At 36.3% G+C, this 23,965-nt stretch carries 21 protein-coding genes and 1 riboswitch; of the genes, 7 read left to right on the forward strand and 14 right to left on the reverse strand.

The features are described 5' to 3' along the window. Window positions 1–78 precede the first annotated feature (78 nt). Window positions 79–146: riboswitch (Fluoride riboswitch) on the forward strand. 31 nt (window positions 147–177) lie between these two features. The 3 genes from ODR02_RS01700 to ODR02_RS01710 all read left to right on the forward strand — a co-directional run bounded on the left by ODR02_RS01700 (window position 178) and on the right by ODR02_RS01710 (window position 3,741). Next, window positions 178–1,485 carry a voltage-gated chloride channel family protein gene (locus tag ODR02_RS01700; protein ID WP_309511433.1) on the forward strand — a complete coding sequence of 436 codons (1,308 nt, stop codon included), beginning with the start codon at window positions 178–180 and terminating at the stop codon, window positions 1,483–1,485. A gap of 201 nt (window positions 1,486–1,686) precedes the next feature. Further along, on the forward strand, window positions 1,687–2,562 hold the full coding sequence (locus ODR02_RS01705; protein ID WP_209785221.1) for a LysR substrate-binding domain-containing protein: 876 nt from the start codon (window positions 1,687–1,689) through the stop codon (window positions 2,560–2,562). Between the two features lie 243 nt (window positions 2,563–2,805). Beyond that, on the forward strand, window positions 2,806–3,741 hold the full coding sequence (locus tag ODR02_RS01710) for a YeiH family protein (RefSeq protein ID WP_309511434.1): 936 nt from the start codon (window positions 2,806–2,808) through the stop codon (window positions 3,739–3,741). Window positions 3,742–3,822: 81 nt separating this feature from the next. On the opposite strand, the gene ODR02_RS01715 is transcribed toward ODR02_RS01710, so the two are convergent. The 8 genes from ODR02_RS01715 to ODR02_RS01750 all read right to left on the reverse strand — a co-directional run bounded on the left by ODR02_RS01715 (window position 3,823) and on the right by ODR02_RS01750 (window position 10,114). Beyond that, window positions 3,823–4,002 carry a hypothetical protein gene (locus ODR02_RS01715; protein WP_034695964.1) on the reverse strand — a complete coding sequence of 60 codons (180 nt, stop codon included), beginning with the start codon at window positions 4,000–4,002 and terminating at the stop codon, window positions 3,823–3,825. A 178-nt stretch (window positions 4,003–4,180) separates the two neighbouring features. Beyond that, window positions 4,181–5,422, reverse strand: a complete 1,242-nt coding sequence (locus ODR02_RS01720) for an MFS transporter (protein WP_309511435.1) — start codon at window positions 5,420–5,422, stop codon at window positions 4,181–4,183. 73 nt (window positions 5,423–5,495) lie between these two features. Further along, a complete protein-coding gene (gene rny / locus ODR02_RS01725; protein ID WP_209785225.1) occupies window positions 5,496–7,061 on the reverse strand; it encodes a ribonuclease Y in 1,566 nt (521 codons plus the stop codon). Between the two features lie 232 nt (window positions 7,062–7,293). Then, on the reverse strand, window positions 7,294–7,581 hold the full coding sequence (locus ODR02_RS01730) for a cell division protein ZapA (RefSeq protein WP_034695967.1): 288 nt from the start codon (window positions 7,579–7,581) through the stop codon (window positions 7,294–7,296). Further along, on the reverse strand, window positions 7,581–7,883 hold the full coding sequence (locus ODR02_RS01735) for a hypothetical protein (protein ID WP_105683630.1): 303 nt from the start codon (window positions 7,881–7,883) through the stop codon (window positions 7,581–7,583). Before ODR02_RS01735 ends, ODR02_RS01730 begins: the two co-directional genes overlap by 1 nt. A 140-nt stretch (window positions 7,884–8,023) precedes the next feature. Beyond that, entirely contained in the window at window positions 8,024–8,806 is a 783-nt protein-coding gene (gene porT, locus ODR02_RS01740; RefSeq protein ID WP_105683631.1) for a type IX secretion/gliding motility protein PorT/SprT, read from the reverse strand. A gap of 3 nt (window positions 8,807–8,809) precedes the next feature. After that, window positions 8,810–9,541 (reverse strand): bifunctional demethylmenaquinone methyltransferase/2-methoxy-6-polyprenyl-1,4-benzoquinol methylase UbiE, encoded by a 732-nt coding sequence (ubiE, locus tag ODR02_RS01745; protein WP_034695974.1) that lies wholly within the window; start codon window positions 9,539–9,541, stop codon window positions 8,810–8,812. 3 nt (window positions 9,542–9,544) lie between these two features. Continuing rightward, window positions 9,545–10,114, reverse strand: coding sequence for a hypothetical protein (locus ODR02_RS01750; RefSeq protein WP_309511436.1), 570 nt, complete (start codon window positions 10,112–10,114; stop codon window positions 9,545–9,547). 101 nt (window positions 10,115–10,215) lie between these two features. Between ODR02_RS01750 and ODR02_RS01755 the strand changes: the two genes are divergently transcribed. Beyond that, window positions 10,216–11,283 (forward strand): 3-oxoacyl-ACP synthase III family protein, encoded by a 1,068-nt coding sequence (locus ODR02_RS01755; RefSeq protein ID WP_105683632.1) that lies wholly within the window; start codon window positions 10,216–10,218, stop codon window positions 11,281–11,283. 67 nt (window positions 11,284–11,350) lie between these two features. Further along, window positions 11,351–12,556, forward strand: coding sequence for a metallophosphoesterase (locus tag ODR02_RS01760; protein WP_309511437.1), 1,206 nt, complete (start codon window positions 11,351–11,353; stop codon window positions 12,554–12,556). A gap of 187 nt (window positions 12,557–12,743) precedes the next feature. Here the strand turns inward: ODR02_RS01760 and ODR02_RS01765 are convergent, their stop codons facing one another. Continuing rightward, a complete protein-coding gene (locus ODR02_RS01765; RefSeq protein WP_209785229.1) occupies window positions 12,744–13,496 on the reverse strand; it encodes a polysaccharide deacetylase family protein in 753 nt (250 codons plus the stop codon). A gap of 84 nt (window positions 13,497–13,580) precedes the next feature. Next, complete coding sequence (locus ODR02_RS01770) at window positions 13,581–14,546, reverse strand: NAD-dependent epimerase/dehydratase family protein (RefSeq protein WP_209785230.1); 966 nt, start codon at window positions 14,544–14,546, stop codon at window positions 13,581–13,583. A gap of 202 nt (window positions 14,547–14,748) precedes the next feature. Between ODR02_RS01770 and ggt the strand changes: the two genes are divergently transcribed. Continuing rightward, complete coding sequence (ggt, locus tag ODR02_RS01775) at window positions 14,749–16,437, forward strand: gamma-glutamyltransferase (RefSeq protein WP_309511438.1); 1,689 nt, start codon at window positions 14,749–14,751, stop codon at window positions 16,435–16,437. Between the two features lie 192 nt (window positions 16,438–16,629). Then, window positions 16,630–17,910 (forward strand): dicarboxylate/amino acid:cation symporter, encoded by a 1,281-nt coding sequence (locus ODR02_RS01780; protein WP_209785232.1) that lies wholly within the window; start codon window positions 16,630–16,632, stop codon window positions 17,908–17,910. Between the two features lie 398 nt (window positions 17,911–18,308). Here ODR02_RS01780 and ODR02_RS01785 read toward each other — a convergent pair whose 3' ends face one another. The 4 genes from ODR02_RS01785 to ODR02_RS01800 form a co-directional block, all read right to left on the reverse strand. Next, entirely contained in the window at window positions 18,309–19,160 is an 852-nt protein-coding gene (locus tag ODR02_RS01785) for a diacylglycerol/lipid kinase family protein (RefSeq protein WP_209789140.1), read from the reverse strand. A gap of 43 nt (window positions 19,161–19,203) precedes the next feature. Further along, window positions 19,204–20,028, reverse strand: coding sequence for an RsiV family protein (locus ODR02_RS01790; protein ID WP_309511439.1), 825 nt, complete (start codon window positions 20,026–20,028; stop codon window positions 19,204–19,206). A 93-nt stretch (window positions 20,029–20,121) separates the two neighbouring features. Further along, window positions 20,122–22,062 (reverse strand): DUF3857 domain-containing protein, encoded by a 1,941-nt coding sequence (locus ODR02_RS01795; protein WP_245169741.1) that lies wholly within the window; start codon window positions 22,060–22,062, stop codon window positions 20,122–20,124. Further along, window positions 22,062–23,954 carry a DUF3857 domain-containing protein gene (locus ODR02_RS01800; RefSeq protein WP_309511440.1) on the reverse strand — a complete coding sequence of 631 codons (1,893 nt, stop codon included), beginning with the start codon at window positions 23,952–23,954 and terminating at the stop codon, window positions 22,062–22,064. Before ODR02_RS01800 ends, ODR02_RS01795 begins: the two co-directional genes overlap by 1 nt. Window positions 23,955–23,965 lie beyond the last annotated feature (11 nt).

Below are 23,965 nucleotides of genomic sequence, written 5' to 3' on the forward strand. Positions count from 1 at the left end.
TATCTTTTATCTTTTATCTTTTATCTTTTATCTTTTATCTTTTATCTTTTATCTTTTATCTTTATTCATATATTTGCATGAACAAAAGGAAATGGTGTTCTTCCTTACCCAACCGCTTTACAAAAGCTGATGACGCCTGATTAAAAGATTATTAACAAATAACTAATCAGGATTATCATGTCAAAAAAACAAAGAACATTAGGTAAAAAAGCAATTTTTCACACTCATTTTTTCTTCAGAAAGTTTCCGGCTCTGCCCTATATTTTAAAATGGCTGTGCATCAGTACAATTATTGGAGCTTTAGTGGGAACAGCTTCTGCAGGGTTTCTTCAATCCTTAGAATGGGCAACGAACTTCAGGGAAAATCACCTGTGGCTGATTGCTTTGCTGCCAGCAGCGGGATTCCTGATTGGGCTTCTCTATTATTATTTCGGGAAAGATGTTGAGGCTGGAAACAATCTGCTCATTGATACCATCCATGAACCAAAGGGAATTATTCCGTTTAAGATGGCGCCTTTTGTTTATCTCGGAACCATTGTCACCCATTTCTTCGGAGGCTCTGCAGGCCGTGAAGGTACGGCACTTCAAATGGCAGGGGCTATCGCGGATCAGCTTACCAGACCTTTTAAGTTGGACAGAAATGAAAGAAAAATATTAATTATTGCAGCTATTGCGGCCGGATTTGGCTCTGTATTTGGAACTCCACTGGCAGGTGCCGTTTTTGGACTTGAGGTTTTTCTGATCGGAAGAATTCGTTACAATGCCATCTTTCCTGCCTTCGTTTCTGCAATTCTGGCCGACTGGGCTACCAATCTCTGGAATGTAAAGCATACCCATTATCATATTGATTTTATTCCAAAGCTTGAGTTTTTGCCAGTTCTCTACAGTATTCTGGCCGGAATAGCTTTCGGAATATGTGCCGCAGCTTTCAGCAAAATGATCCACTGGATGAGCTCCGTTTTCAAATCAAAAATCAAATATCCTCCGTTTCGCCCTGTTGTGGGAGGAATTATTATTGCGCTTGCTGTTTTTGCGATGGGCACAACCCGTTATATAGGGCTGGGAGTTCCTGTGATTGTAGAGTCTTTTGAAAAACAGCTTCCTTTGTATGATTTCGCTTTAAAAATGATTCTTACCATTGTGACATTATCCGCCGGATTTAAAGGTGGAGAAGTGACTCCCTTGTTCTTTATTGGCGCTACTTTAGGGAGTGCTTTATCTCTTTTTATTCCGCTTCCGTTCGGATTATTGGCAGGAATGGGTTTTGTAGCGGTATTTGCCGGAGCTACCAATACTCCTTTAGCGTGTATGCTGATGGGAATTGAATTATTCGGAGCTGAATGTGGTGTCTATGTAGCTATTGCCTGTGTTGTTTCTTATCTCCTTTCCGGTCACAACAGTATTTATACGAAACAGAAAATCGGAGAAGCAAAAAACAGACGATTTGAAAGTCAGCAGGATAAGTCTGTTTCGGATTTTTTATAAGTTGGTTTTGGTTTGCTGGTTGTTTTGGTTGCTTGTTTCTAGTTTCTAGTTGTTTTTGTTGATAGTTACTTGGTTACCTACAAATTTAAACCCCGAATCCCGTATCTCAAAACACAACCCCAGCTATACTCAAGCCCTCCCACTCTCAAACTCACTAACATCTCCTTCGCCGTTTCCAACTATAATTCGTAATTTTACCCCATGTTCGATTACAGATTAAAAGTTTTCCATACGGTAGCTTCCCGATTAAGTTTCACGAAAGCTTCAGAAGAGCTTCATATTTCCCAGCCCGCTGTTACCAAACATATTAAAGAGATTGAAACTCAGATAGGTGCTAAGTTATTTGACCGAAAAGGAACTTCTATTCAGCTGACTCAAAGCGGGAAAATCCTGTTTGAACATGCAGAGAAGATCAGAAATATCTACCGTGATATGGAGTTTGAGATCAGCCAAATCAATCAGCAGCATAAAGGAAAACTGATTATTGGAGCCAGTACAACCGTTGCACAGTACATTTTACCTGAAATTTTAGCCAAATTCAATTCTTATTATAAAGATATCAAGATTGAGCTTCTTACGGGAAATACAGAAACAATCTCAACACTTTTAAAAGAAGAAAAAATTGATCTGGGTATTATTGAAGGCGAATCTCAGTCTTCTTACTTTGAATACAGGACTTTTAAGCCTGATGAAATTGTTTTGGCAGCAAAATCCGACCACGCTCTAGCCCATAAAACCCTAAATTTAAAAGATCTCTATCAGCTTGATCTGATTTTCAGGGAACAAGGTTCAGGTACTCTTGAGTTTATACACAACAGACTCAAAGAAAAGGAAATCAATATCCATGAACTGAATACCGTTATGCAACTTGGAAGCAGTGAAAGCATTAAAAATTATCTTCTCCATTCTGAATGCATGGCATTTCTTTCTATCAGCACCATACTGAATGAGCTGAAAAATAATATTCTGACGGTTATTGATATTAAAAATTTCAGTATTGAAAGGGATTTTCATTTTATCCTTCCTAAAGGCGAGCAATCTGAACTGATCAGCCTTTTCCTGAGATTTGCAGAGTAAATCATTTGTATAATGTACAAAGTATTCATGTAAAAAGTATTAATAATTTGCCAGCTACTATAGGTGCTTATCCGAAATACTTTTTACTTTTTACTTTTTACTTTTTACTTTTTACTTTTTACTTTTTACTTTATACTTTTTACTTTATACTTTATAACTTTTGGTTATTCGTTATAACAAAATACGATTTACTTTGTAATACTAAATTCCGGAATTTTGATGCAGATTTTAAAAGTTCGCATTATGAAAGATTTCATTCAAAATGAAATGACACGGAAAGTATTTTTTATTGTTTTAGCAGTAGTATGTCTTACTCCGCTTATCTCTTCTCCTATAGCTCTTGTATTGGGATTTGGGCTGGCTGTTTTTATCGGAAATCCTTTTGAAAAACATCTTCATCATTATATTCATTTGCTATTACAGATATCAATTGTAGGTTTAGGATTCGGGCTGAAGCTGAACGAAGCTCTTCACGCCGGAAAAACAGGTTTACTCTTAACGGTTGTAAGTATTGTTACAGTAATGGTTTTGGGATATTTTCTGGGAAAAGTATTTAAACTGGAAAGGCCTTTAGCTTATTTGCTCTCTGCAGGAACAGCTATTTGTGGAGGGAGTGCCATTGCAGCCGTATCCCCTATTATTAAACCCAGTACGAAACAGATTTCCCTTGCGTTAGCTATTGTTTTCACGTTAAACTCTATTGCATTGTTTGTCTATCCCGCCATAGGACATTTTCTGAATCTGTCACAAGAACAGTTTGGACTTTGGTGTGCCGTAGGAATTCACGATACAAGCTCCGTAGTAGGTTCTGCCAGTAAATATGGGGATGAAGCATTGAAAATAGCAACTACTGTAAAACTGGCGCGTGCTTTATGGATCATTCCTGTTTCATTGATCACCATGTTTATTTTTAAAAGCAAAGATTCAAAAATAAAGATTCCCTGGTTTATCGGGTATTTTATTGTGGCGATTCTGTTGAATACCTATTTTCCTTTTCTGGATCGTTTCAGTGCTTCCATCACTGTTTTGGCAAAATCCGGGCTGAATCTGACTTTATTTTTCATTGGTTCCACCCTTTCTATTCAAACACTGAAATCAATCGGATTAAAACCTTTAGCTATGGCAGTTATCCTGTGGATAACCATAAGTGTTGGCAGCCTTCTTTACATTATTCATTAAAAAGAGCAGCACCCTTTTGATATCAAAAGGGTGCTGCATATTAAATGTGGAAATGTTTATTTCTAATTGAAATAATTTTCTTTAGATTGCGGCTTCACCACAAGTATATACCTGCGGGCAACCGATATACTGTACACAATACCAAGGTCCTGTTACAGATCCTGAGCAGCTGCATCCACAAAGAGATAAATCCGGATTACCGCTTATTCCTCCTGTAATATTTTTCAAGTCTTGTTTTCTCAGTTTTTTAGCGTTTTTCATAATGTTCGTGAGATTTAGTTTTAATTAAATAATTTAGTTTTAGTTACCTTCCAAAGTTAAACAAATATTAAATACTCGCAACAAAAAACAATACAAAAGTTAATAATTTATTGATTATAACTTCATTATTATATTCAAAATAAGGAATCCTCTATGTATTTTTTTTAAACAGTTTAAATTATTCTGTAAATTCAAGGTCTCTGTCATGGGTTTCAGATATTGTAAGTGAAGAATAAAAAGCAAGCCCAAATACTACGAGTCCTACTATCGCAGCACTTTCCACAACCGGGAAATGACCTTTAAGAGTATCAAAAGCAAATATCATTACAGGCACCAGTCCTCTTACCATATTCGGAACTGTTGTGGTTGCAGTATTTCTGATGTTGGTTCCGAACTGTTCGGCTGCCAGTGTCACAAACATCGCCCAATAACCTGTTCCAAAGCCAAGCCATACACAGAACAAATAGTATTTTGTTTCTGTATTTGTGTTTCCAAATAACATAATAGCTACTCCAATCAAAGTGAAGATCAGCATATAAAAGATGGCCATTTTACGTGATTTTAAAGCATGGGAAATAAAACCACTCAGTAAATCACCTACAGAAATACCTACATAGGCCCACATAATTGCTTTTCCGGGGTTGATCTCTGTAATACCTAATTCAGGAGCAAATTGATTGGCTAAAACGGCCAGAATCCCAATGCAATACCATGTGGGTAATCCTACTGCGATGCATTTTAGATATCTGATCAATCGGTCTTTATTGGTAAAAAAAGATAAAAAATCTCCTTTTGAAACATCTTTATGCTCTATATTCTTATAAATTCCGGATTCTGATACGCTTATTCTTAGTATCAATAACATAATTCCCATGATCCCACCGATGATGTACGAAATGTTCCAGCCTCCGGCCAGTTCTACGGTAAGCTGAGCCACTACAGCCCCCATTAATCCGAAACCAGCTACCACCGAGGTTCCGATTGCCCTTAAATTCTTCGGCAGACTCTCAGAAACCAGTGTAATTCCCGCTCCGAGCTCTCCGGCAAGCCCAATACCCGCTATGAACCTTAAACCGGCATATTGATACACTAAATGCTCTTTCGGAAAATATGGAAGAAAACCACAAGCAATATTAGCTAATGAATAAACCAAAATAGATCCAAACAGCACAGAAAGTCTCCCTTTTTTATCTCCGAAAATCCCCCAGAACACGCCTCCGATGAGAAGGCCTACCATCTGACAGTTCAGAATAAAGGTTCCGTCTGCATCAGGATTAAGTCCCAATGCCTTTAAACTGGGAATTCTTACAATCCCAAATAGAAGGAGGTCATAAATATCTACAAAATAGCCTAAGGCAGAAATAATAACGGGAATAGAGAAAATGTACTTCAGTTTTGAAGACAGAGACAGTTCTTGCATTTTTAAGTTTTGATAAAAATAAAAAACCTTTCAATTTCTTGAAAGGTTTTTATTAAATATCTTTTTACGATTATTATCTGGCAATATTCACAGCTCTCGTTTCTCTGATTACTGTTACTTTTACCTGTCCCGGATAAGTAAGCTCGTTCTGGATTTTCTCAGAGATGTCGTAAGAAAGCTGAGAAGCTACTTCATCATTTACTTTTCCACTCTCTACCATTACTCTTAGCTCTCTACCCGCCTGAATTGCATAAGCACTGGATACACCATCAAAGCTTAACGCTGCAGATTCAAGATCTTTCAATCGCTGGATGTAAGATTCCAATACCTGTCTTCTTGCTCCCGGTCTTGCGCCTGAGATTGCATCGGCTACCTGAATGATCGGAGATAATAATGACTTCATTTCAATTTCGTCGTGGTGAGCTCCAATTGCATTTACTACTTCTGGGTTTTCACCGTATTTCTCTGCCCACTGCATACCTAAAAGGGCGTGTGGCAATTCTGATTCCTGCTCAGGAACTTTACCGATATCATGTAAAAGACCTGCTCTTTTTGCTAATTTTACGTTTAATCCTAACTCAGCAGCCATTGTCGCAGCAATATTTGCTACTTCTCTTGAGTGCTGTAGTAAGTTTTGCCCATAAGAAGAACGGTACTTCATTCTTCCTACAATTTTGATCAATTCTGGGTGTAATCCGTGGATTCCTAAATCAATGATGGTTCTCTTACCTACTTCAATGATTTCCTCTTCGATCTGTTTTCTTGTTTTTTCTACTACTTCTTCAATTCTTGCCGGGTGAATTCTACCATCGGTTACCAATCTGTGAAGGGATAGTCTTGCAATCTCTCTTCTTACAGGGTCAAAGCATGAAAGAAGAATGGCTTCCGGAGTATCATCAACAATAATTTCTACTCCTGTTACCGCTTCTAAAGCACGGATATTTCTACCTTCTCTACCGATAATTCTACCTTTTACCTCATCAGATTCGATATTGAAAACGGATACTGAATTTTCGATAGCCTGCTCAGTTCCGATTCTCTGAATTGTTTGGATAACAATTTTTCTCGCTTCATTTTTAGCATTCATCTGAGCTTCTTCCATGATGCTCTGAACGTGCGCCTGAGCTCTTGTTTTAGCTTCAGCTCTCATGGTTTCTACCAATTCTGCTTTCGCTTCATCTGCTGTATAATTCGATATTTTTTCAAGTATTTCTACTTTCTTAGCAGTAGCTGTATCTAGCTCCTGCTGTTTTCTTTCCAGAATTTCATTCTTCTTAGCGTAATCTGCAATCTGCTTGTCTAGATCTTTTTCAAGCTTTCCAGTCTTGCTAAGTTCATCATTCAGCTTATGCTCTTTGTCTTTCGTTCTCTTTTCAACTTCCTGCATTTTCTTTTCACGGGACTGAATATCTGCATCATGCTGTGATTTCAGTTCCAGGAACTTTTCTTTAGCCTGAAGGTTCTTTTCTTTCTTTATGGATTCAGCCTGTACGTTAGCTTTTTCTATAAGGTTTTCGGCATTTTTCTTGGCATCATCTATGATGAATTTTGCTTTAGTATTCAGAGAACTTCTGGAAAAAAACATTCCCACCACGGCTCCGATTACCAAACAAACAACACCGACTATAACTTCTATCATAATATATATTGAGTTTTAATTGTATTCATATTCTTTACATAAAAAAAGCCTACAATAATCCAGAGATTGAGAGTAAACTCCTAATCAACACGATTTGAACTGATTTCCACTGTCTGTAATCCGGAAGTCCGGCACGCCATTCGATGGACATTTGTTCGGTAATTGTTTAGCGTTGAGTTTACCTTTAATGTGTTAGAATTATTGTAGGCAGTAATTTTTCAGGAAAAAAAATCTATTTCCCGATTTCATTCAACGACTGATTAATCTGCGTTAACCTCTCGTTGGTTGAATTAATATTTTTCTCGTAGTTAAGAGAAACTACTTCTGCATTGGTTCCCAGTTTAAGGGCACACATAGCCAAAGCATCCTGTTTATCTCTTACATCGAAGTTTTGTTCAAAATCTTTAATCATATTCTCGATCTGCTTCCCTACTTTACGCAAAGTTTCTTCCTCTGCTGCCGGTACGTTCAGCGGATACACTCTTCCTGCAATGTTGACGGTTATTCTCCTTACCTCCATTATAATCCACTGTTTTGAAGCTGAGCAATACAGAAATCAATTTCTTTCACCAATCTGTTGATATGGTTCTTCATTAATCTATTGTGTTCAGGATTTCCTGATATTGCTGAATAAAGTTTTATATTTTTTTGTTCTTCTGCTAATACCTGATTCTTTCTTCTTTCCTCATCATACTTCTTCTTCAAGTCTTCATGCTCAATATTTAATTCTCTTAAATTTTCCGTAAGATTTTTATAGTTCTTTTGCAGAGTCGAAATCTTTCTCTCTAATTCTGAAAAATTGTTTTCTAAATCTTGAAGCATTTCAGGTTTGTATATTCTAACTAAAAGCAAAAATAAAAAAATAATAGCACTAACAAAAATAAAACGCTCTATATTTTGAAATACAAACAAAAAAGGAGGCGCCAGCGCACCTCCTGTGTATTTTTCAATGAAATATTTTTTTATTCAAATTTCAGAACGAACATTACCGCTCTTGTCTGCAATGTAGAAATAGCAGATGACCAGTAAGGAGGTGTAGTAGCGTTATCTGCCACCTTCTCATTGTTCATGAAGAATGTTCCTCTTACGGCAGGAGTCAGTTTAAATTTGTTGAAATAAAACTGAATTCCCATTTCTGCAGACCATGCGAAGTTGTGAGTGGTAGATCTGTAAATCCCCTGCATGTTATCATCTGTAGAAGTTGCGTTAGACTGAAGGTTCACCACATAATTCACCCCTGCTGCCACATAAGGTCTTGAATTGTACCATCTTTGTCCGTGAAGTTCCAAAAGTACCGGAATATCGATCAATGTAGATTTAATTTCTCTTACTTTATCCTTTTCCTGTAAAGGGAATGGCATAAAAGGAGGATTCGTTAAAGATCCACCTGCATAAATGTCATTGGATTGAGTATTAAAAGTCAACTGTCTTTGTGCAAACTGTAAACCTGGTTCTATTCTTACATCAAGATAGTCATTCAGTCTCCATTTTGCAATAAGCCCGGCACCGAAACTATAACTTTCCTTGGAGGTAACAAGGTTTTCATTATCATTCATCCCATATTTCGGATGCAAAACAATGCGGTAATCCAGTCTGTTCCCGTTCAAATAAAACCCCCAACTGAATTTCTGCTCGTCGAAATCTTCCAACTTATCCATTCTGTTTCGGGTTCTGAATTGCGCGTTTGCAAAAACGGCAACATTTACTGAGGTTAAAACCAGTGCTTTTAATAGAAATTTATTCATAGGTTACTTTGTTGCTTTATAAATTGTGGCTATACCTAAACTTAATTTTTTATATTCAACTTTCTTAAATCCCGTATCTAAAAGAATTTGCTTCATCTTCTCCCCGAAAGGAAAAGCATTTACAGAATCCGGAAGGTATGTATACGCCCTATTATCCTTAGAAACCAGTCTGCCAATGGCAGGTAATATATTTTTAAAGTAAAACATATAAAATGGCCCCATGAAACCCTCAACCTTTGAAAACTCCAGTATATAAACACTTTTGTTATCTTTAACTACTCTTCTTAACTCTGCCAAACCTTTGGTAAGGTTTTCAAAATTCCTTACTCCAAATGCAACGGAAACAGCATCAAATCTATTATCCTCGAAAGGTAAATTTTCAGCATCTCCTTTTTGCATGGAAATTTTGCCGTCTAATTTAAGTTTTTTTATTTTAATAACGCCAACATTCAGCATTTGTTGTGATAAATCTAATCCAACTACTTTAGAACCGGTTCCTTTTTCAATCGTAATTGCCAGATCTCCCGTTCCTGTAGCCACATCCAGCACTTCCTGCGGATTATCATTTTTCATCCATTTTACCAGTTTATTTCTCCACAAAATATCAATTTTCATGGATAAAACACGGTTCAGAAGGTCATACTTCGGCGCAATATTGTCGAACATATCCTCTACCTGGCTTTTTTTTGTAGCCTCTGAATTGTAGGGAGTAACTTTGGTGATATCTTTTGTCAAAACTTAAAACTTGTAATATTCTTTATAATAATTTAGGTAATCCTGCTTTCTGAAGATTTTAGATCGTGATTCCACTTTCTGGATATTTTTGATCACTTTGTCATAGTCTTCATCTACATTGTAATAAAAATCTTCTGTGTAAAGCTTATTGAAGCGTTTCGCTCCTCCGTAATAATCCTTTCCGTCAATAACTGTTTTATCAAGGTTTGCCAGTAACGAATCTTTTTTAAGATTATATCCGTAATACTGATCATTTACGTAGTAATCCTGATGAGTGATATTAATCAGACCCCGAAGTTTATTCACTTCAAATGCAGAATCATAAAGCATTTTTTTGTTCTGATCAAAAACCTGAATAGAGTTTTTACCCTTATTCAAATCCACATGCACAAACTGTCCCGCAGAAATAATGCCTTCAGACCCGTTATTGATCTTAAAGTAATACGTATTCGGGGTAGGATTATCTACAACATAATAATTCTTCTTAGCTAAAAAAAGGAAGTAGATCCCAAAGGCAACGATAAACGCCACAGCTGCAATAAGTAAGCCTTTTAAGGATGAATTGTTTTTCATAGATTGTAAAGTACAATTTTTGCAAATTTAATAATATTTTTAATTCTCCGTTATTAATATTAATTATTAACTTTGCATCTTTAAAAAAATCATATAAACGAATGCCTAATACGATCATTATTGGCTCTGGATCTTATATTCCGAACAGAGTTATTGGTAGAGATTACTTTATGAATTCCGAGTTCTATACTGAAGACGGAGTAAAGATTGAAAAGCCTGTGGAAGAGACCATTGCGAAATTTGTAGAAATTACAGAAATCGAAAACAGGAGATTCATTGAGGATGATCTTTCCAACTCTCAAATCGGTTATGAAGCTGCAAAAATTGCCCTTGAGGATGCCAAAGTAGACGGCGAAGAATTAGATTATATCATCTATGCAAGCAATTTCGGGGAAGTTACCGAAAACGGATATGCTGATTTTATGCCAACAATGGCAGCCAGAGTAAAGAATAAACTGGGGATCAAAAACAGAAAATGCGTAACCTATGACATGGTTTTCGGATGTCCGGGATGGGTAGAAGCAATGATTTTATCTGATAATTTAATTAAAGCTAAAGTAGCAAAAACAATTCTTGTCATCGGAGCTGAAACATTAAGCAGAGTGACTGATCCATATGACAGAAACAGAATGATTTTTGCCGATGGTGCCGGAGCGGTAGTGGTAAAAGCAACTGACGAAGAGAATGTAGGAATTATTGCCCACAACACGATCTGTGATAATGGACCTGAATTAAACTACCTTGAAAATCAACCTTCTATCAATAAAGAAGCAGATCAAAAGCGTCTTTATGTAAGAATGTTAGGAAGAAAGATTTACGAATACGCTCTTAAAAACGTACCGGATGCTATCAAGGACACCATTACTGATGCAGGTCTTTCTATTGAAGATATAGATAAAATCTTAATTCACCAGGCCAATGCTAAAATGGATTACGCCATGATTGAAAGACTTCACAGGCTTTATGACGTAAAAGAATACGATCATGCCATCTCTCCTATGACGATCCAGGATCTTGGAAATACTTCAGTAGCAACAATTCCTACCATGTATGATATAATAATTAAAGGAAAAATGGAGGGTCAATCGTTTAAAGAAAAAGGTAACATTGTGATGACTTCGGTAGGAGCCGGAATGAACATCAATGCTATCGTTTACAGATTTCCTTAAAAATATTTAATAAACAAAAAATATAAAGCACAGGGAAGTTATTCTTTGTGCTTTTTTTGATCAGAACATGCAAAAGAACCTTTTAATCATCGCCGGAATCTTCCTTTTTTTGGAAGTGTATATTTATCAGGCTGTCAGAACACTTACCGATAATTTCTGGATCAGAACCGGATATTGGGTAATATCGTTAGCCGTATATGGAATTTTCGCCTATGAAGTCAATCATTACCAACGATCAGACCGAAGTATGGTAAGGACTCAGATCATGATTTCATTATTTTTAATTTTCATCCTTCCTAAAATTTTCGTGGTCCTGTTTTTATTAATTGATGATATCATCAGAACCGGAGGCTATCTGATTGGCTTTGCCAAACCCACTGAAAATTTCTTCCCGGAAAGAAGGAAGTTCCTGAGTCTGGTAGGACTGGGAATGAGCGGGGTACTTTCAGCTCTTTTCATTGACGGAATTACGTTTGGGAAATACAGGCATACAGTAAGAAGGGTAAGAATAAATTTTGCCAATCTCCCCAAAAGTTTCAAAGGCTACAAAATCATCCAAATTTCTGACGTTCACAGCGGAAGCTTCTCAGATCCAAACAAATTACAACATGCTATCGACCTGATCAATGAACAGAAACCCGACCTTGTATTATTTACCGGAGACATGGTAAATAATGTTGCTGATGAATTCAAGCCATTCATTCCTTTGTTTTCAAAAATTCAGGCTAAAGATGGCAAATTTGCCGTTTTAGGAAACCACGATTACGGAGATTATGTAACCTGGGAATCCCGTGCTGCTAAAAAAGAAAACCTTGAGACATTGATTGGCTATGAAAAGCAGGCTGGTTTTGACATGCTGAGAAATGAGCATAGAGTCATTGAGAAAAATGGAGATAAACTCTATATTCTGGGGGTTGAGAACTGGGGACTGAAACCATTCCCTCAATTCGGAAGAATAGATGATGCGTTAAAAGGCGTACCGGAATCTGCCACTAAAATATTAATGAGCCACGACCCTACCCATTTTGATTACGTGGTAAAAAAACACCCTGGAAACATCCATTTAACCCTTTCAGGACATACCCATGGAATGCAGTTTGGACTGGATCTTAAAAACGTAAAATGGTCTCCGGTACAATACAAATACCCAAAATGGGCCGACTTATATGAAAGCGAAGGAAAATTACTGTACGTAAACAGAGGATTTGGCGTATTAGGATATCCGGGAAGAGTGGGTGTATTGCCAGAAATCACTCTTTTTGAGCTAAGCTAGAGTACGGGTTTCGGGATGCGAGTTATTAGTTGCTCGTTGTTTGGTTACGAGTTGCGGGTTTCTTTTGTTTCAAGTTTACTAGTTGCTGGCTACACAACTTTAAACTTTAAACTTTAAACTTTAAACTTTAAACTTTAAACTTTGAACCTTGAATTCTCCCTAATCCCTGCCACCTAACACCTACTCCCTAAAAAATATAATCTTTCATACGGGAAGTAGCCATTTCCCTGTCATTGAGAAAAGTAAGGAGGGCATCTAATTTGTCCTCCATTTTTTTGCCCGAAAATAAGCTTCGGTAAAAAGGAATAGCAAAACGGTATTTCTTGAAATCTGTAAACTGCCATGTATTGAGATAAATCAAAACAAACTCTTCGTTCTGCAAAGTTTCCAGCACCATATTCTGATAATACTTCATTGGCAGAATCTGAAATACAAAATCATTATAAGGCAGCTGGCTGTAAGGAGAGATACTTTCCGGAACAATACTCAATCCGTCCTCTTCTGTAATTACCGTATCTCTTTTGAGTCTTTTGAAAGGAAAAAGAATATTGGCATTATCGATATTGGAAACATAATTAAATTCCATCAGCTTCAAAATTTCCTGTGAAACTTTTACATCTTTCTGACGAATTCCTCTAATCTGTTTTTCCAGAAGATCCTGAATATTCTTCTTGGCATTTTCAATTTCTTCCGGATTTGATCCTTTATTATAAAAAGCAATTTCATGCCCTTTGGATGAAATTGCTTTTATTAAATTCTGAAGTTTTTCGATGAGAGAAACCTCTACAAAAAAACTTGATTTGATATCATGAATATCTAAAATTCTAAGAATTGCTCTGGTATTATTTTCTATGATTTTCAATCTCTCATCATCGGTAATAGAAGAGCCTTTTTTTACTTCAGCCTCAATACAAGTGATGTTAAAAGTCAATAATACCATTTAAATTAAAGTTTATATAAATTCTATAAAATATTAAAAATCAGATGTTAAAAATAAAACTAATTAAAGTATTACTTTATATAATTAATTCTTTCCTAATTTTACTTTCAAATTCTTAATCATGTCCTTTGTCATTTCAGAAATTCCGAAATCATACGTCAGACCCCAGTCTTTTTTAGCGACTGAATCATCAATAGAAGCAGGCCAAGAATCTGCAATTGCCTGTCTGAAATCCGGGTTATAATCAATTGCAAAATCCGGAATTTCTTTCTTGATTTCTTCTGCCAGTTCTTTTGGAGTAAATGACATTCCGCCCAAATTATAAGAAGAACGAACTGTTAAACTTTCTTTTGGAGCATCCATTAATTTCAGAGTAGCATTGATCGCATCATCCATATACAACATTGGCATTCCGGTATTCTCAGAAATGAAACTTGTATATTTTCCTTCTTCAATAGCTTTGTAAAAAATCTCAACGGCATAATCGGTAGTTCCACCTCCCGCTGGAGTTTTCCAGGAGATCAATCCAGGATATCTGATACTTCTTACATCTACCCCATATTTATCGAAATAGTATTCGCACCACTTCTCCCCTGCCATTTTAGAGATTCCGTAAACAGTTGTAGGGTTCAACACTACATCCTGTCCTACCTCATGCTTTGGAATTCCTTTTCCAAATACAGCGATAGAACTTGGCCAGAAGATCTTTTTAAGAAGCCCTTCTTTCGCCATTTCACAAAAATGAAGCAATGGTTCAAGATTCAGTTTCCACGCAAAAATAGGCTGCTTTTCAGAAGTTCCGGATAAAAGTGAAGCCAGGTGATACACTGTAGTGATTTCATAATCATGAATTACCTGTCTTACCAATTGTGTATTGGTAACATCCATTCTTTCATAGTGTCCGGCAGAAGTAATTCCTTCCTGCCATCTGTCCAATCCTGAAGCAACAACGTTTTCCGCTCCGTGGATTTCAACAAGTCTGTTCGTAAGTTCGGTACCAATTTGTCCCAAGGCACCTGTAATCAGTATTCTTTCCGTATAGGATTCCATTTTCAGATTTTTTTAGAATTGTACAAAAGTAAAAAAAACATGCCAACCATAATAAAAAAGGTGGATTTAAAAACATTTCTCAGGGAGAAGGTACTGATAGCCTGTCAAAATTCTCCTCAACAATAGAAATAATCAAATACAATCATCAAAAGCTGACATTAACTTAAAATTCAATAATTTTGTTGTAAGAAAAAACAATCATATGAAGAAGATTTTAATTGCTTCGATGCTTTTGGCGGCACAGCTCAGCTGGGCTCAATTTACAGATATCAATATTATTAAAGAAGTACAGGTAAAAAATAAAGGTGTTGTAGTGTCTGCACACCCATTAGCCAGTGAAGCGGGAGCTAAAATCTTAAAGATGGGCGGAAATGCCTACGATGCTGTAACAGCTACACAATACGCTCTTGCTGTCGTGTATCCTCAGGCAGGAAACATTGGTGGTGGTGGTTTCCTGGTGGGTGTAAAAAGTAATGGGGAAAAATTCACATTGGATTACAGAGAAACAGCTCCGAAAAAGGCTTCCAGAGACATGTACATCGACAAAAAAGGAAAAGCAGATACTGACCTTTCCCAAAACGGAAGACTGGCGGTAGGTATCCCCGGAAGTGTGGCAGGATTCTTTGCTACCCTGAAATACTGTAAGCTTCCTATGGAAAAAATTATCCAACCCGCAATTGATCTGGCGGAAAAAGGATTTGCCATTACGGATAAGGAAGCAGAAATGCTGAATAACCAAAGAGAAAAATTCCAGAAACACAATAAATCTTCCATCATTTTTGTAAAGGATGCTCCATGGAAAGCTGGAGATCTTTTGGTTCAAAAAGACTTAGCTGAAACATTGAAACTGATCCAGAAATTGGGAGCTAAAGGCTTTTATGAAGGAAAAACTGCTGATCTTTTGATTGCCGAAATGAAAAGAGGAAATGGAATTATCACACTGGAAGATCTTAAAAATTACAAGGTTGCTGAAAGAAAAGCCCTGGAATTTGATTATAAAGGAAACAATGTCGTTACGATGCCTTTACCTTCGAGTGGCGGGGTTCTTCTTGCCCAGATGCTAAGAATGGCAAGTTTTGAAAATCTTGAAAAATACCAGCAAAATTCTACAAAAGCGGTCCAGATTATGACTGAAGCAGAACGCCGGGCTTATGCAGACAGAGCAGAATATATGGGAGACCCTGATTTTATTCAGGATAAAACGTCTTATCTGATCTCTGACGAATACCTGAAAGGCAGATGGAAAAGCTTTAGTTTTGATAAAGCAACTCCAAGTTCAGAAGTGGGTAAAATTATAGAACAACCTAAAGAATCTATGCAGACTACTCATATTTCCGTATTGGACAAGGATGGAAATGCTGCTTCTGTAACCACAACTCTTAACGGTTATTATGGAAGTAAAGTACTGGTTTCAGGGGCGGGATTCTTTTTAAATAACGAAATGGATGATTTCTCCATCAAACCGGGTGTTCCGAATATGTTCGGAGCTGTAGGCGGTGAAGCCAATTCAATACAGCCCAACAAGAGAATGCTTTCTTCTATGACCCCAACAATTATTCTTAAAAACGGAAAACCTTATATGGTTGTGGGAACACCGGGAGGAACTACAATTCCAACTTCAGTGTATCAATCTATTGTGAATGTGGTGGATTTTAAACTGAATGCCAATATTTCAGTGAATGCTCCAAAGTTCCACCATCAGTGGCTGCCGGAAACCATCACCGTGGAAAATAATTTCCCCGAAAGTACCATTTCTGAGCTGAAAAGTAAGAATTACATCATTGAAAAGACAAAATACATTGGTAAAACAGAAATGATTGTTCTTGATGACAACGGAAATATTCACGCAGTGGCAGACGGTCGTGGCGATGATTCTGTAGCAATAGAATAATTATCATTTTACAATCCGTTAAAACTAAATAGGGCTCCGGCTTCATTTCTAAAGGGATAATTGTCTTTTAGAAATGAAGCCGGAGTTTTTTGCCTATAAAGCCTGCTCAGAAGATTCTTTTCAATGACTTTTGTCATGTTTTCAGATAAATTTTCTTAATTTTCGCCCTTAAAAAAACAAAACGACTGTTCTTTGAAAGCAAAAAAAATACACAATCAGCTTTATTTCCAAGTAATTATAGCCATTGTTGCGGGTATTCTTCTGGGAAAATTTTATCCTGAATTGGGAGAAAAGATGAAACCTTTAGGAGACGGATTCATCAAATTGGTAAAAATGATTATCGCTCCGGTAATTTTCATTACCCTTACTTTGGGAATTGCCCACATGACCGATTTGAAAAAAGTGGGAAGAATTGCTATCAAAGCAATGATTTATTTTTTCACATTTTCAACCCTTGCTCTTATCATCGGATTATTGGTAGGAAATATTTTACAACCTGGTCATGGTTTGAATATTGATCCATCTACACTCTCAGGTGATGTTTCGCAATACCAAACACAAGCTCATGAGTCAACGCTCACAGGGTTTATTATGAATATTATTCCGGAGACTTTATTCAGTCCATTGGTAGGTGAAAATATTCTCCAGGTTCTTTTGGTTGCTATTTTAATGGGGGTCGCTTTGGTTCTGACAAAAGAAAAAAGCCAGAAAGTAACCGATTTTCTACAAGATTTATCGACTCCAGTATTTAAAATTGTCCACATGCTTATGAAACTTGCCCCAATAGGCGCTTTCGGAGCAATGGCTTTCACGATTGGAAAATACGGACTTCATTCTGTACTCAACCTTATATTTCTGGTGGGTACATTCTATATCACGTCTATTCTTTTTGTTGTTCTGGTATTAGGAGCAGTAGCATGGTATAACGGATTTAATATTTTCAAACTCCTTTTCTACCTTAAAGAGGAACTTCTTCTCGTTTTAGGGACAAGTTCATCAGAATCTGCCTTGCCGGGTATTATGGAAAAACTTGAAAAAGCAGGCTGCTCGCGGGCAATTGTAGGTCTTGTGGTTCCTACCGGTTATTCTTTCAATCTTGATGGAACCAATATCTACATGACGCTTGCCTCTCTCTTTATTGCCCAGGCATTAAATATTCATCTTCCTATTGAAAAACAGCTGATGCTTCTTTTGGTCGCTATGTTAAGTTCAAAAGGTGCAGCAGGAGTTACAGGTGCAGGATTTGTTACTCTGGCAGCAACTCTGGCAGTTGTTCCTGAAATTCCGATTGCAGGAATGACTTTAATTCTTGGAATCGACAAATTCATGAGTGAATGCAGGGCTTTAACAAATGTTATCGGAAATTCTGTAGCCACCGTAGTGGTTGCCAACTGGGAAAAACAGCTCGACAAAGAACAGCTTCAGTACTGCCTGGATCATCCGGCTGAAGTTGAGAAAAAACTGGAGATGTAAGAAGGTAGCAGATGTTAGGTAATAGGGATTAGGTGGCAGGGATTAGAAATGATGTCAATAGTGAATTTTGCTTTGCAAGTGAATGGTGAATTTTGATACAGAACCAAGATTCAAGAGCCAAGAGCCAAGATAATGACAACCTAATAGAACCAGCAACAAAAATAACCAGCAACCTGTACCCTACAACAAAATATTCAAACTCGCAGGCTGTAATTAGGCAGATGTTAGGTAATAGGGATTAGGTGGTAAGGATTAGAAATGATGTCAATAGTGAATTTTGCTTCGCAAGTGAATGGTGAATTTTGATACAGAACCAAGATTCAAGAGCCAAGATAATGACAACCTAATAGAACCAGCAACAAAAATAACTAGCAACAAAAATAACCAGCACCTGTACCTTACACCAAAATATTCAAACTCGCTGGCTGTACTTTAACATGAACCGGTGATTTGATTTTATTAAATTCACCATCCAGATGCCAGTTCTTGGTATTCACTTTAAATGTTATTTCAGAGACTGGAAGGTAGGTCACATATTCATCATCTTTCAGTCTTTTGGTAAACATTCTGAAAGCAAACAGTGCAGAATAGGTCAGTGGAAATTTTTTCACCAAAACCATATCCACCAAACCGTCACTTTTACTGGCTTTTGGTGCAATGTAAGCATTGTTCCCAAACTGACGCGTATTGGCAATGTTCATCATCAGATAACGGCCGTTGTACTGTTGATATTTTTCATCATCAAACTTTACTTTGATGGGCTTATAATTGAAGAATGTTTTCAGGGAAACCTTAATATAGTTTTTGAATCCACGGCTTGTTTTTTCAAACTCTTTCACCACTTTACCGTCAAATCCAGTTCCTGAAACATTGATGGAAAGCCTGTCGTTTACAGTAAAAGTATCAATCTTTCTGGAGTTTTTAACTTTTATTTTCTCTAACAGTTCATCAAGATTTTTACTGAATCGAGTTTCATTGGAAAATCCGTTTCCAGAACCTGCCGGAAAAATAGCCAGAATTTTGTTTGTATTAATAAGGTTTTTGGCTACTGTAGAAATGGTACCATCTCCTCCTATCGCCACAAAAATATCTACCTGTTCGAAATGAGCCTGAATAAATTCATCGGTTCCGACAATAGATTCTGAAACATAATACAAAGGATCATTAACCTTTGCTTTAAGTTCGTTCAAAAACGGCTGATAATTTTTTTTGGCCGAAAAAGGATTGATAATAAAAGCTACTTTGTCCATTGCCACAAAATTAAAAAATGCTTCCAGAACTGGAAGCATTAATTTACTTAATTTTCATTCTTTCTTTAAATTCTGCATTTAAAGTGCCTTTCAGGTCTTCCCATGAAACAGGAATTGTAATGTCTCCGGCGGCAAAAGCAGCAATTTCATAGGGACTATAGTGAAAGTACAGGTTTTTATCATCAAAATAAAAATTATCAGAGGCCGGAATTTTATCCACTAAAAGCATCTCGGAGTTTTTCACTTCTCCATCTCCATCCATTGTTCCGCTGTTAATTTTGTCAATATTTTTCATCAGAATGGCTTCAATCTTATTTTTAGGCAATGAAGTAATATCTTTTAATTCTAATTTTTTGCTGTTTTTAAGATCAAAAACCCTTTCGGAAAATCCGTAGTTATCATGCGCTCCTCCTTCATATCCGCTACCTACATATTGGATATGCATATAGCCGTTTATATTAGAAATAAGATTCATATGGGAGCTTGAATACCAGTTTTGAGCATAAGTAACGTCTGAAGCCCAGTCTTTATTATCTTTTTTGACAGAGTTGAAATAACTATTCTTTTCACTATCCAGATAAGCCTGAAGACCGGTTTTGGAGAAATCTTTAATTTTGTCATTCTGGAAATAGATGCTGTCCAGTAACTTTTTATCTTTTAAAGTAGGAAAAACCAACAGCTTTGAAGTGTAGCTCACTTTTAAAGAGTCTGTAATTTTTGTAGAGTCACTAACTTTTACAGAGTCTACTACAAATTCTTCACTTGCTTTGTTTTCTATATTCTCTGCTTTTGCCGCCGTTTCATTTTTTTTACAGGCGGTAACTGCTAAGAAAGACGATAATGCTATAACAGCAATCGTATTTTTCATAATTTTATTTTTGGGGTATCAAATACAAAAACCATTCAAAAGATGAATGGTTTTTGAAAAAATTTTATTTTTTTGCTCAGCTCATGTCAATCATTACTTTTTAACAAGGCTGATTACCTGATTTTCAAATTTTGAAGCGACTCCCCAAATTTGTTTAAATGCAGGATAATATTCTTTCGGATAGTCTGAACTGCTAATTTTTGAGGTAGTGGTAACCTCCAGTTTATTTCCTATTTGTTTTACAGAATAGTTGTATTCTATTTCTTTATCTTCTGTAACAATTTTTTTCTCTTTAGGCATTTCCTCAATCACATATCCTTCAGGGATTTCAAGAATCACCTTTTTTATTTTGGTACTAGGTGCCCCAAAATCGATAGGAAATTGTCTGGCTTCTGTCTGATCAAATTCATTGGAATTCTTATTTAAAAACAACATTGGATTAATGATCATTTTCTTTCCTACCTTGTCAATAAGATTCGTTGAAGAAAACTTCATGCTGCTTTCAAACTCGCCGTTCTCCAATACTTTTGAATCGATATCCGTGAAATCCATTGAGAAATTCTCTTTATACTGTTTTTTATATTTTTCAGGGTTTTCATCATAATCATCCTTCACATACATTGCAAACACACCGGTATCTCTGTCAGAATAAGCACCGGAAACGCTGCCATCTTCATTAATTTTCGCATTTACGGTAAGGTAAGTATTTCCAGGTTTAGTATTTACCATCTGAAGTTGAACAGCTTTCTCCTTACCCAGCAAAATACCAAATTGGTTCCAGTCTCTCAGAGGAAGTTCATTCATGGAAGATTGTTTTGAAGTAGCATCAAAGATTTGAATACCTCCTGCAGTTTCTACAGCTGCTAAAACAAAATTTGTGTTGGTAACGTTGGGAGATACAATATTAATCAGACCGTTCTCTACCGTTGAAATAAGTAATGGATCTGCTTTAATATTTGCTTCACGAAGAAGCATTATTAAGAACAGGTTAATTTCTGCAGCATTACCTGTTTTGCTTTCAATCAGTTTTTTGATACCGTCTTCCGTATAGATTCCTTTATCTTTATTCCATGTAAATGTTTTCTGAACATATCTGAATATGGCATTTGCTTTTTCAAGGTCAGTTTTCATATCAGCTATTCCCGCCGGCATATTTTCTTTCGCCAGTTTTGTTTTTTTAAGCTCACCTCCGAAATCATTATTATCATAGAGTCTTTTCTTAATCTGTTCCCAGGAAGATGAGTATAATTTAAGTTCTCCAAAATTGGTGGAATTAAGCTCAGCACTGATTTTTGTACGAAAGTTTCTGCTATTTCTCACGAACTTCTCCGCTTTAAAACCTTTCAAATTTTCAAAACCAAATCTGTATGTTCTATATTGGGCACCATATAATGTTCTGTCAGAAACTTCATTATATTTAGGAGTAAGACTTCCGGTATAGTTAATATTATAAGAAATACTCACGGGAGTATCCATAACATATTCTGTGTAAAGTGAGGGAGTATCCAGCTCAATAACGATTTCAGGAATCGTATAAAGAAACGCAAACGGTGTGATCACTTCATACTGATATTCTAATACCGATCCGTCTTTCACATTAGGAAAAGCAAATTTGTTAACCGTAGTATTTTTATTTTCTTTGCTTTTATATTTGGAGCTTTTTTCAACCTTTACCGGTACAGCCTTTCCACCTTCCAGATTATAGGTAAATGCCTTGAATTTAGTTAATGATTCATGTTCATTAACTCCTGTATAAAGAGGAACTTCTACATTTAATAAGTCTTCTGCATTATCTTTTTTGTAAATTTTTACTCTGTAAATATATTCTCTGTGTAGATCGCCTGTAGAGGCATCTACTCTGAAATGTATAGATCTGTACAAAACTTCAGCGGGTGCATTTTCATCCAGTAAAGATTTAACTTTGGATAAATCTGCTTCTGAAAATTTTGGAGCCTCTAAAAACTCATGTTTTTGTGCTTTAATACATATAAGGTTTGTAGAACAAACCAATAACAATACTATTTTTTTCATCATTATGCCTTTGTAATTAAAATTTTTGAATTGTCCATGTTTATTGTTTTCTTTATGAAGTTTACATATTCGTTATATTTTTCTTTGGGATAAGCTCCTTTATTGATTTGTATTTTTCTTTTCACGAGGATTCCCTCTCCATTCTTTACAAAATTTAATGTATAGAAACCATATTCAGATTTAAGGTTGATATTTTCAGGAGTCTCTTCTACTTTATATCCATTGGGAAGGCTGAAACTGATTTCATATTCATCCTCATAAGATTGTCCGATTTCAAAAGGAAGGTCACGGCTTTCGTCCGTTTTATGGATGGCATCATTGTATATAGGAACCGCTCTGAATAGTAAACTGTTTCCTACTTTTTTAGCATAATGGCTGGCTTTAAAATCAATATCATAGGTTATGAAAGCATTGTCTCTGTTATTGACAAAATTTTTCATTTCTACTTTTTCAAAGTTCAAAATATCCAAAGATCTTTTTAAAGCATCATTCCTTTCTTTGGGACTTAAACCGGTAAATGCTAAATTATAATCATACTGGTATCCTGTGTAATGAAAACTTCCTTCACCCTGAATACTGTTATCCTCTCCTACTTTGATTTTCAGGGTCTGTTTTTCTTTATTCTGTTCGGCAGAATATACAGGAGTATTGATGAGTTCTATCCCCGTTTTCTTTACTGAAAGTACATTTCGGTCTGTTGTGCTGTACCCCAGATGGTTGAATGCAATTTGTTGGGATGTATTCTCAAGCCAGATATTCCCTTTTTCTGTAGGTACCATTAAAATAGCATGGTTTCCTCCCATTCTTGGGAAGTCCGGATCAAAAGATATCTGGGAAGCTCCGGAATTAATAACACAATAATAAGAAGGTACTCCTGCTTCATCAAGAAGAGTTTTCATATAATTGGTAAGTCCTTTACAGTCTCCGTAGCCTTTTTTGTCCACTTCATCAGGAAGCATCGGAAGCCATCCGCCAATTCCCAGCCCTACGTAGATGTATCTGGTCTTATTCTGCATATACTGATAAATCGTCTTTACTTTATCTTCTACAGATCCTTGTAAGTTCAGTGATGCTATCTCAGATTTGATAGCCGGAGTAGAAACGGCAACAGGCTCTACAAGGTTATTGTAGTACCATGTTCCAAAATCTGTCCAGTTCGTTAAAGTACCCTGTTTTCCTGCAAGATTAAATTTCGCCAGAGAGAAACTTACTTTCGGTAAAATTTTGGCAGGTTGTGGAATTAAAGAAATATCATCAATAGCAGGAACGTTTTTATAGGTAAATACTTTTTCATTGGCACTCCCACTTTCTGCAACTGATGCATAATTGAACTTTGAAGGATACGTTTTCGTTCTAAGCTCTATCCCGGAGGTGTTGATAATTTTAAATTCCGCTTCTTCCAAAGAGGTATTGGTAGAAAAGAAAGGCACAAAATCAGGAATAAAAACCGTATTTTTATCTGATATCTGATAAGAGAAATCTACTGTATAAGGATATTCCGTTGGAGTATAATTAAAAACCAGAATTCTGCTGTCAGAATAAAAAATTCCGTGACGGTTATTGGCAAAATCACCAAAATCTGATTTTGAAAAACTTTTTATTTTCTTTCCTGCTTCATTATAGATGGTAACTTTCACATCAGAGATACTGTTTCCTTTATCATAGGGAATATAGGCAACTGCTTTATCATCACCATCTTTATTTAAAACAGTTTTTACCGTATTAATCTGATATTTTATATCATCAATCTTATGAATGTTCACAGTGGTCAGATCTTTTCTGACTACCAGATTAGCATTTTTCTTTAAATTTTCAGGAATTGCAGAGGCAGGATAGCTCTGTGCAAAATAGAATGAGGCGGCAGATAAAGCCCCCAAGACTAGTATTTTCATCATTACTGCTAATT

It is taken from the genome of Chryseobacterium sp. CFS2, from assembly GCF_036543225.1.
In the GTDB taxonomy this organism is placed as follows: Bacteria; Bacteroidota; Bacteroidia; order Flavobacteriales; family Weeksellaceae; genus Chryseobacterium; species Chryseobacterium culicis_A.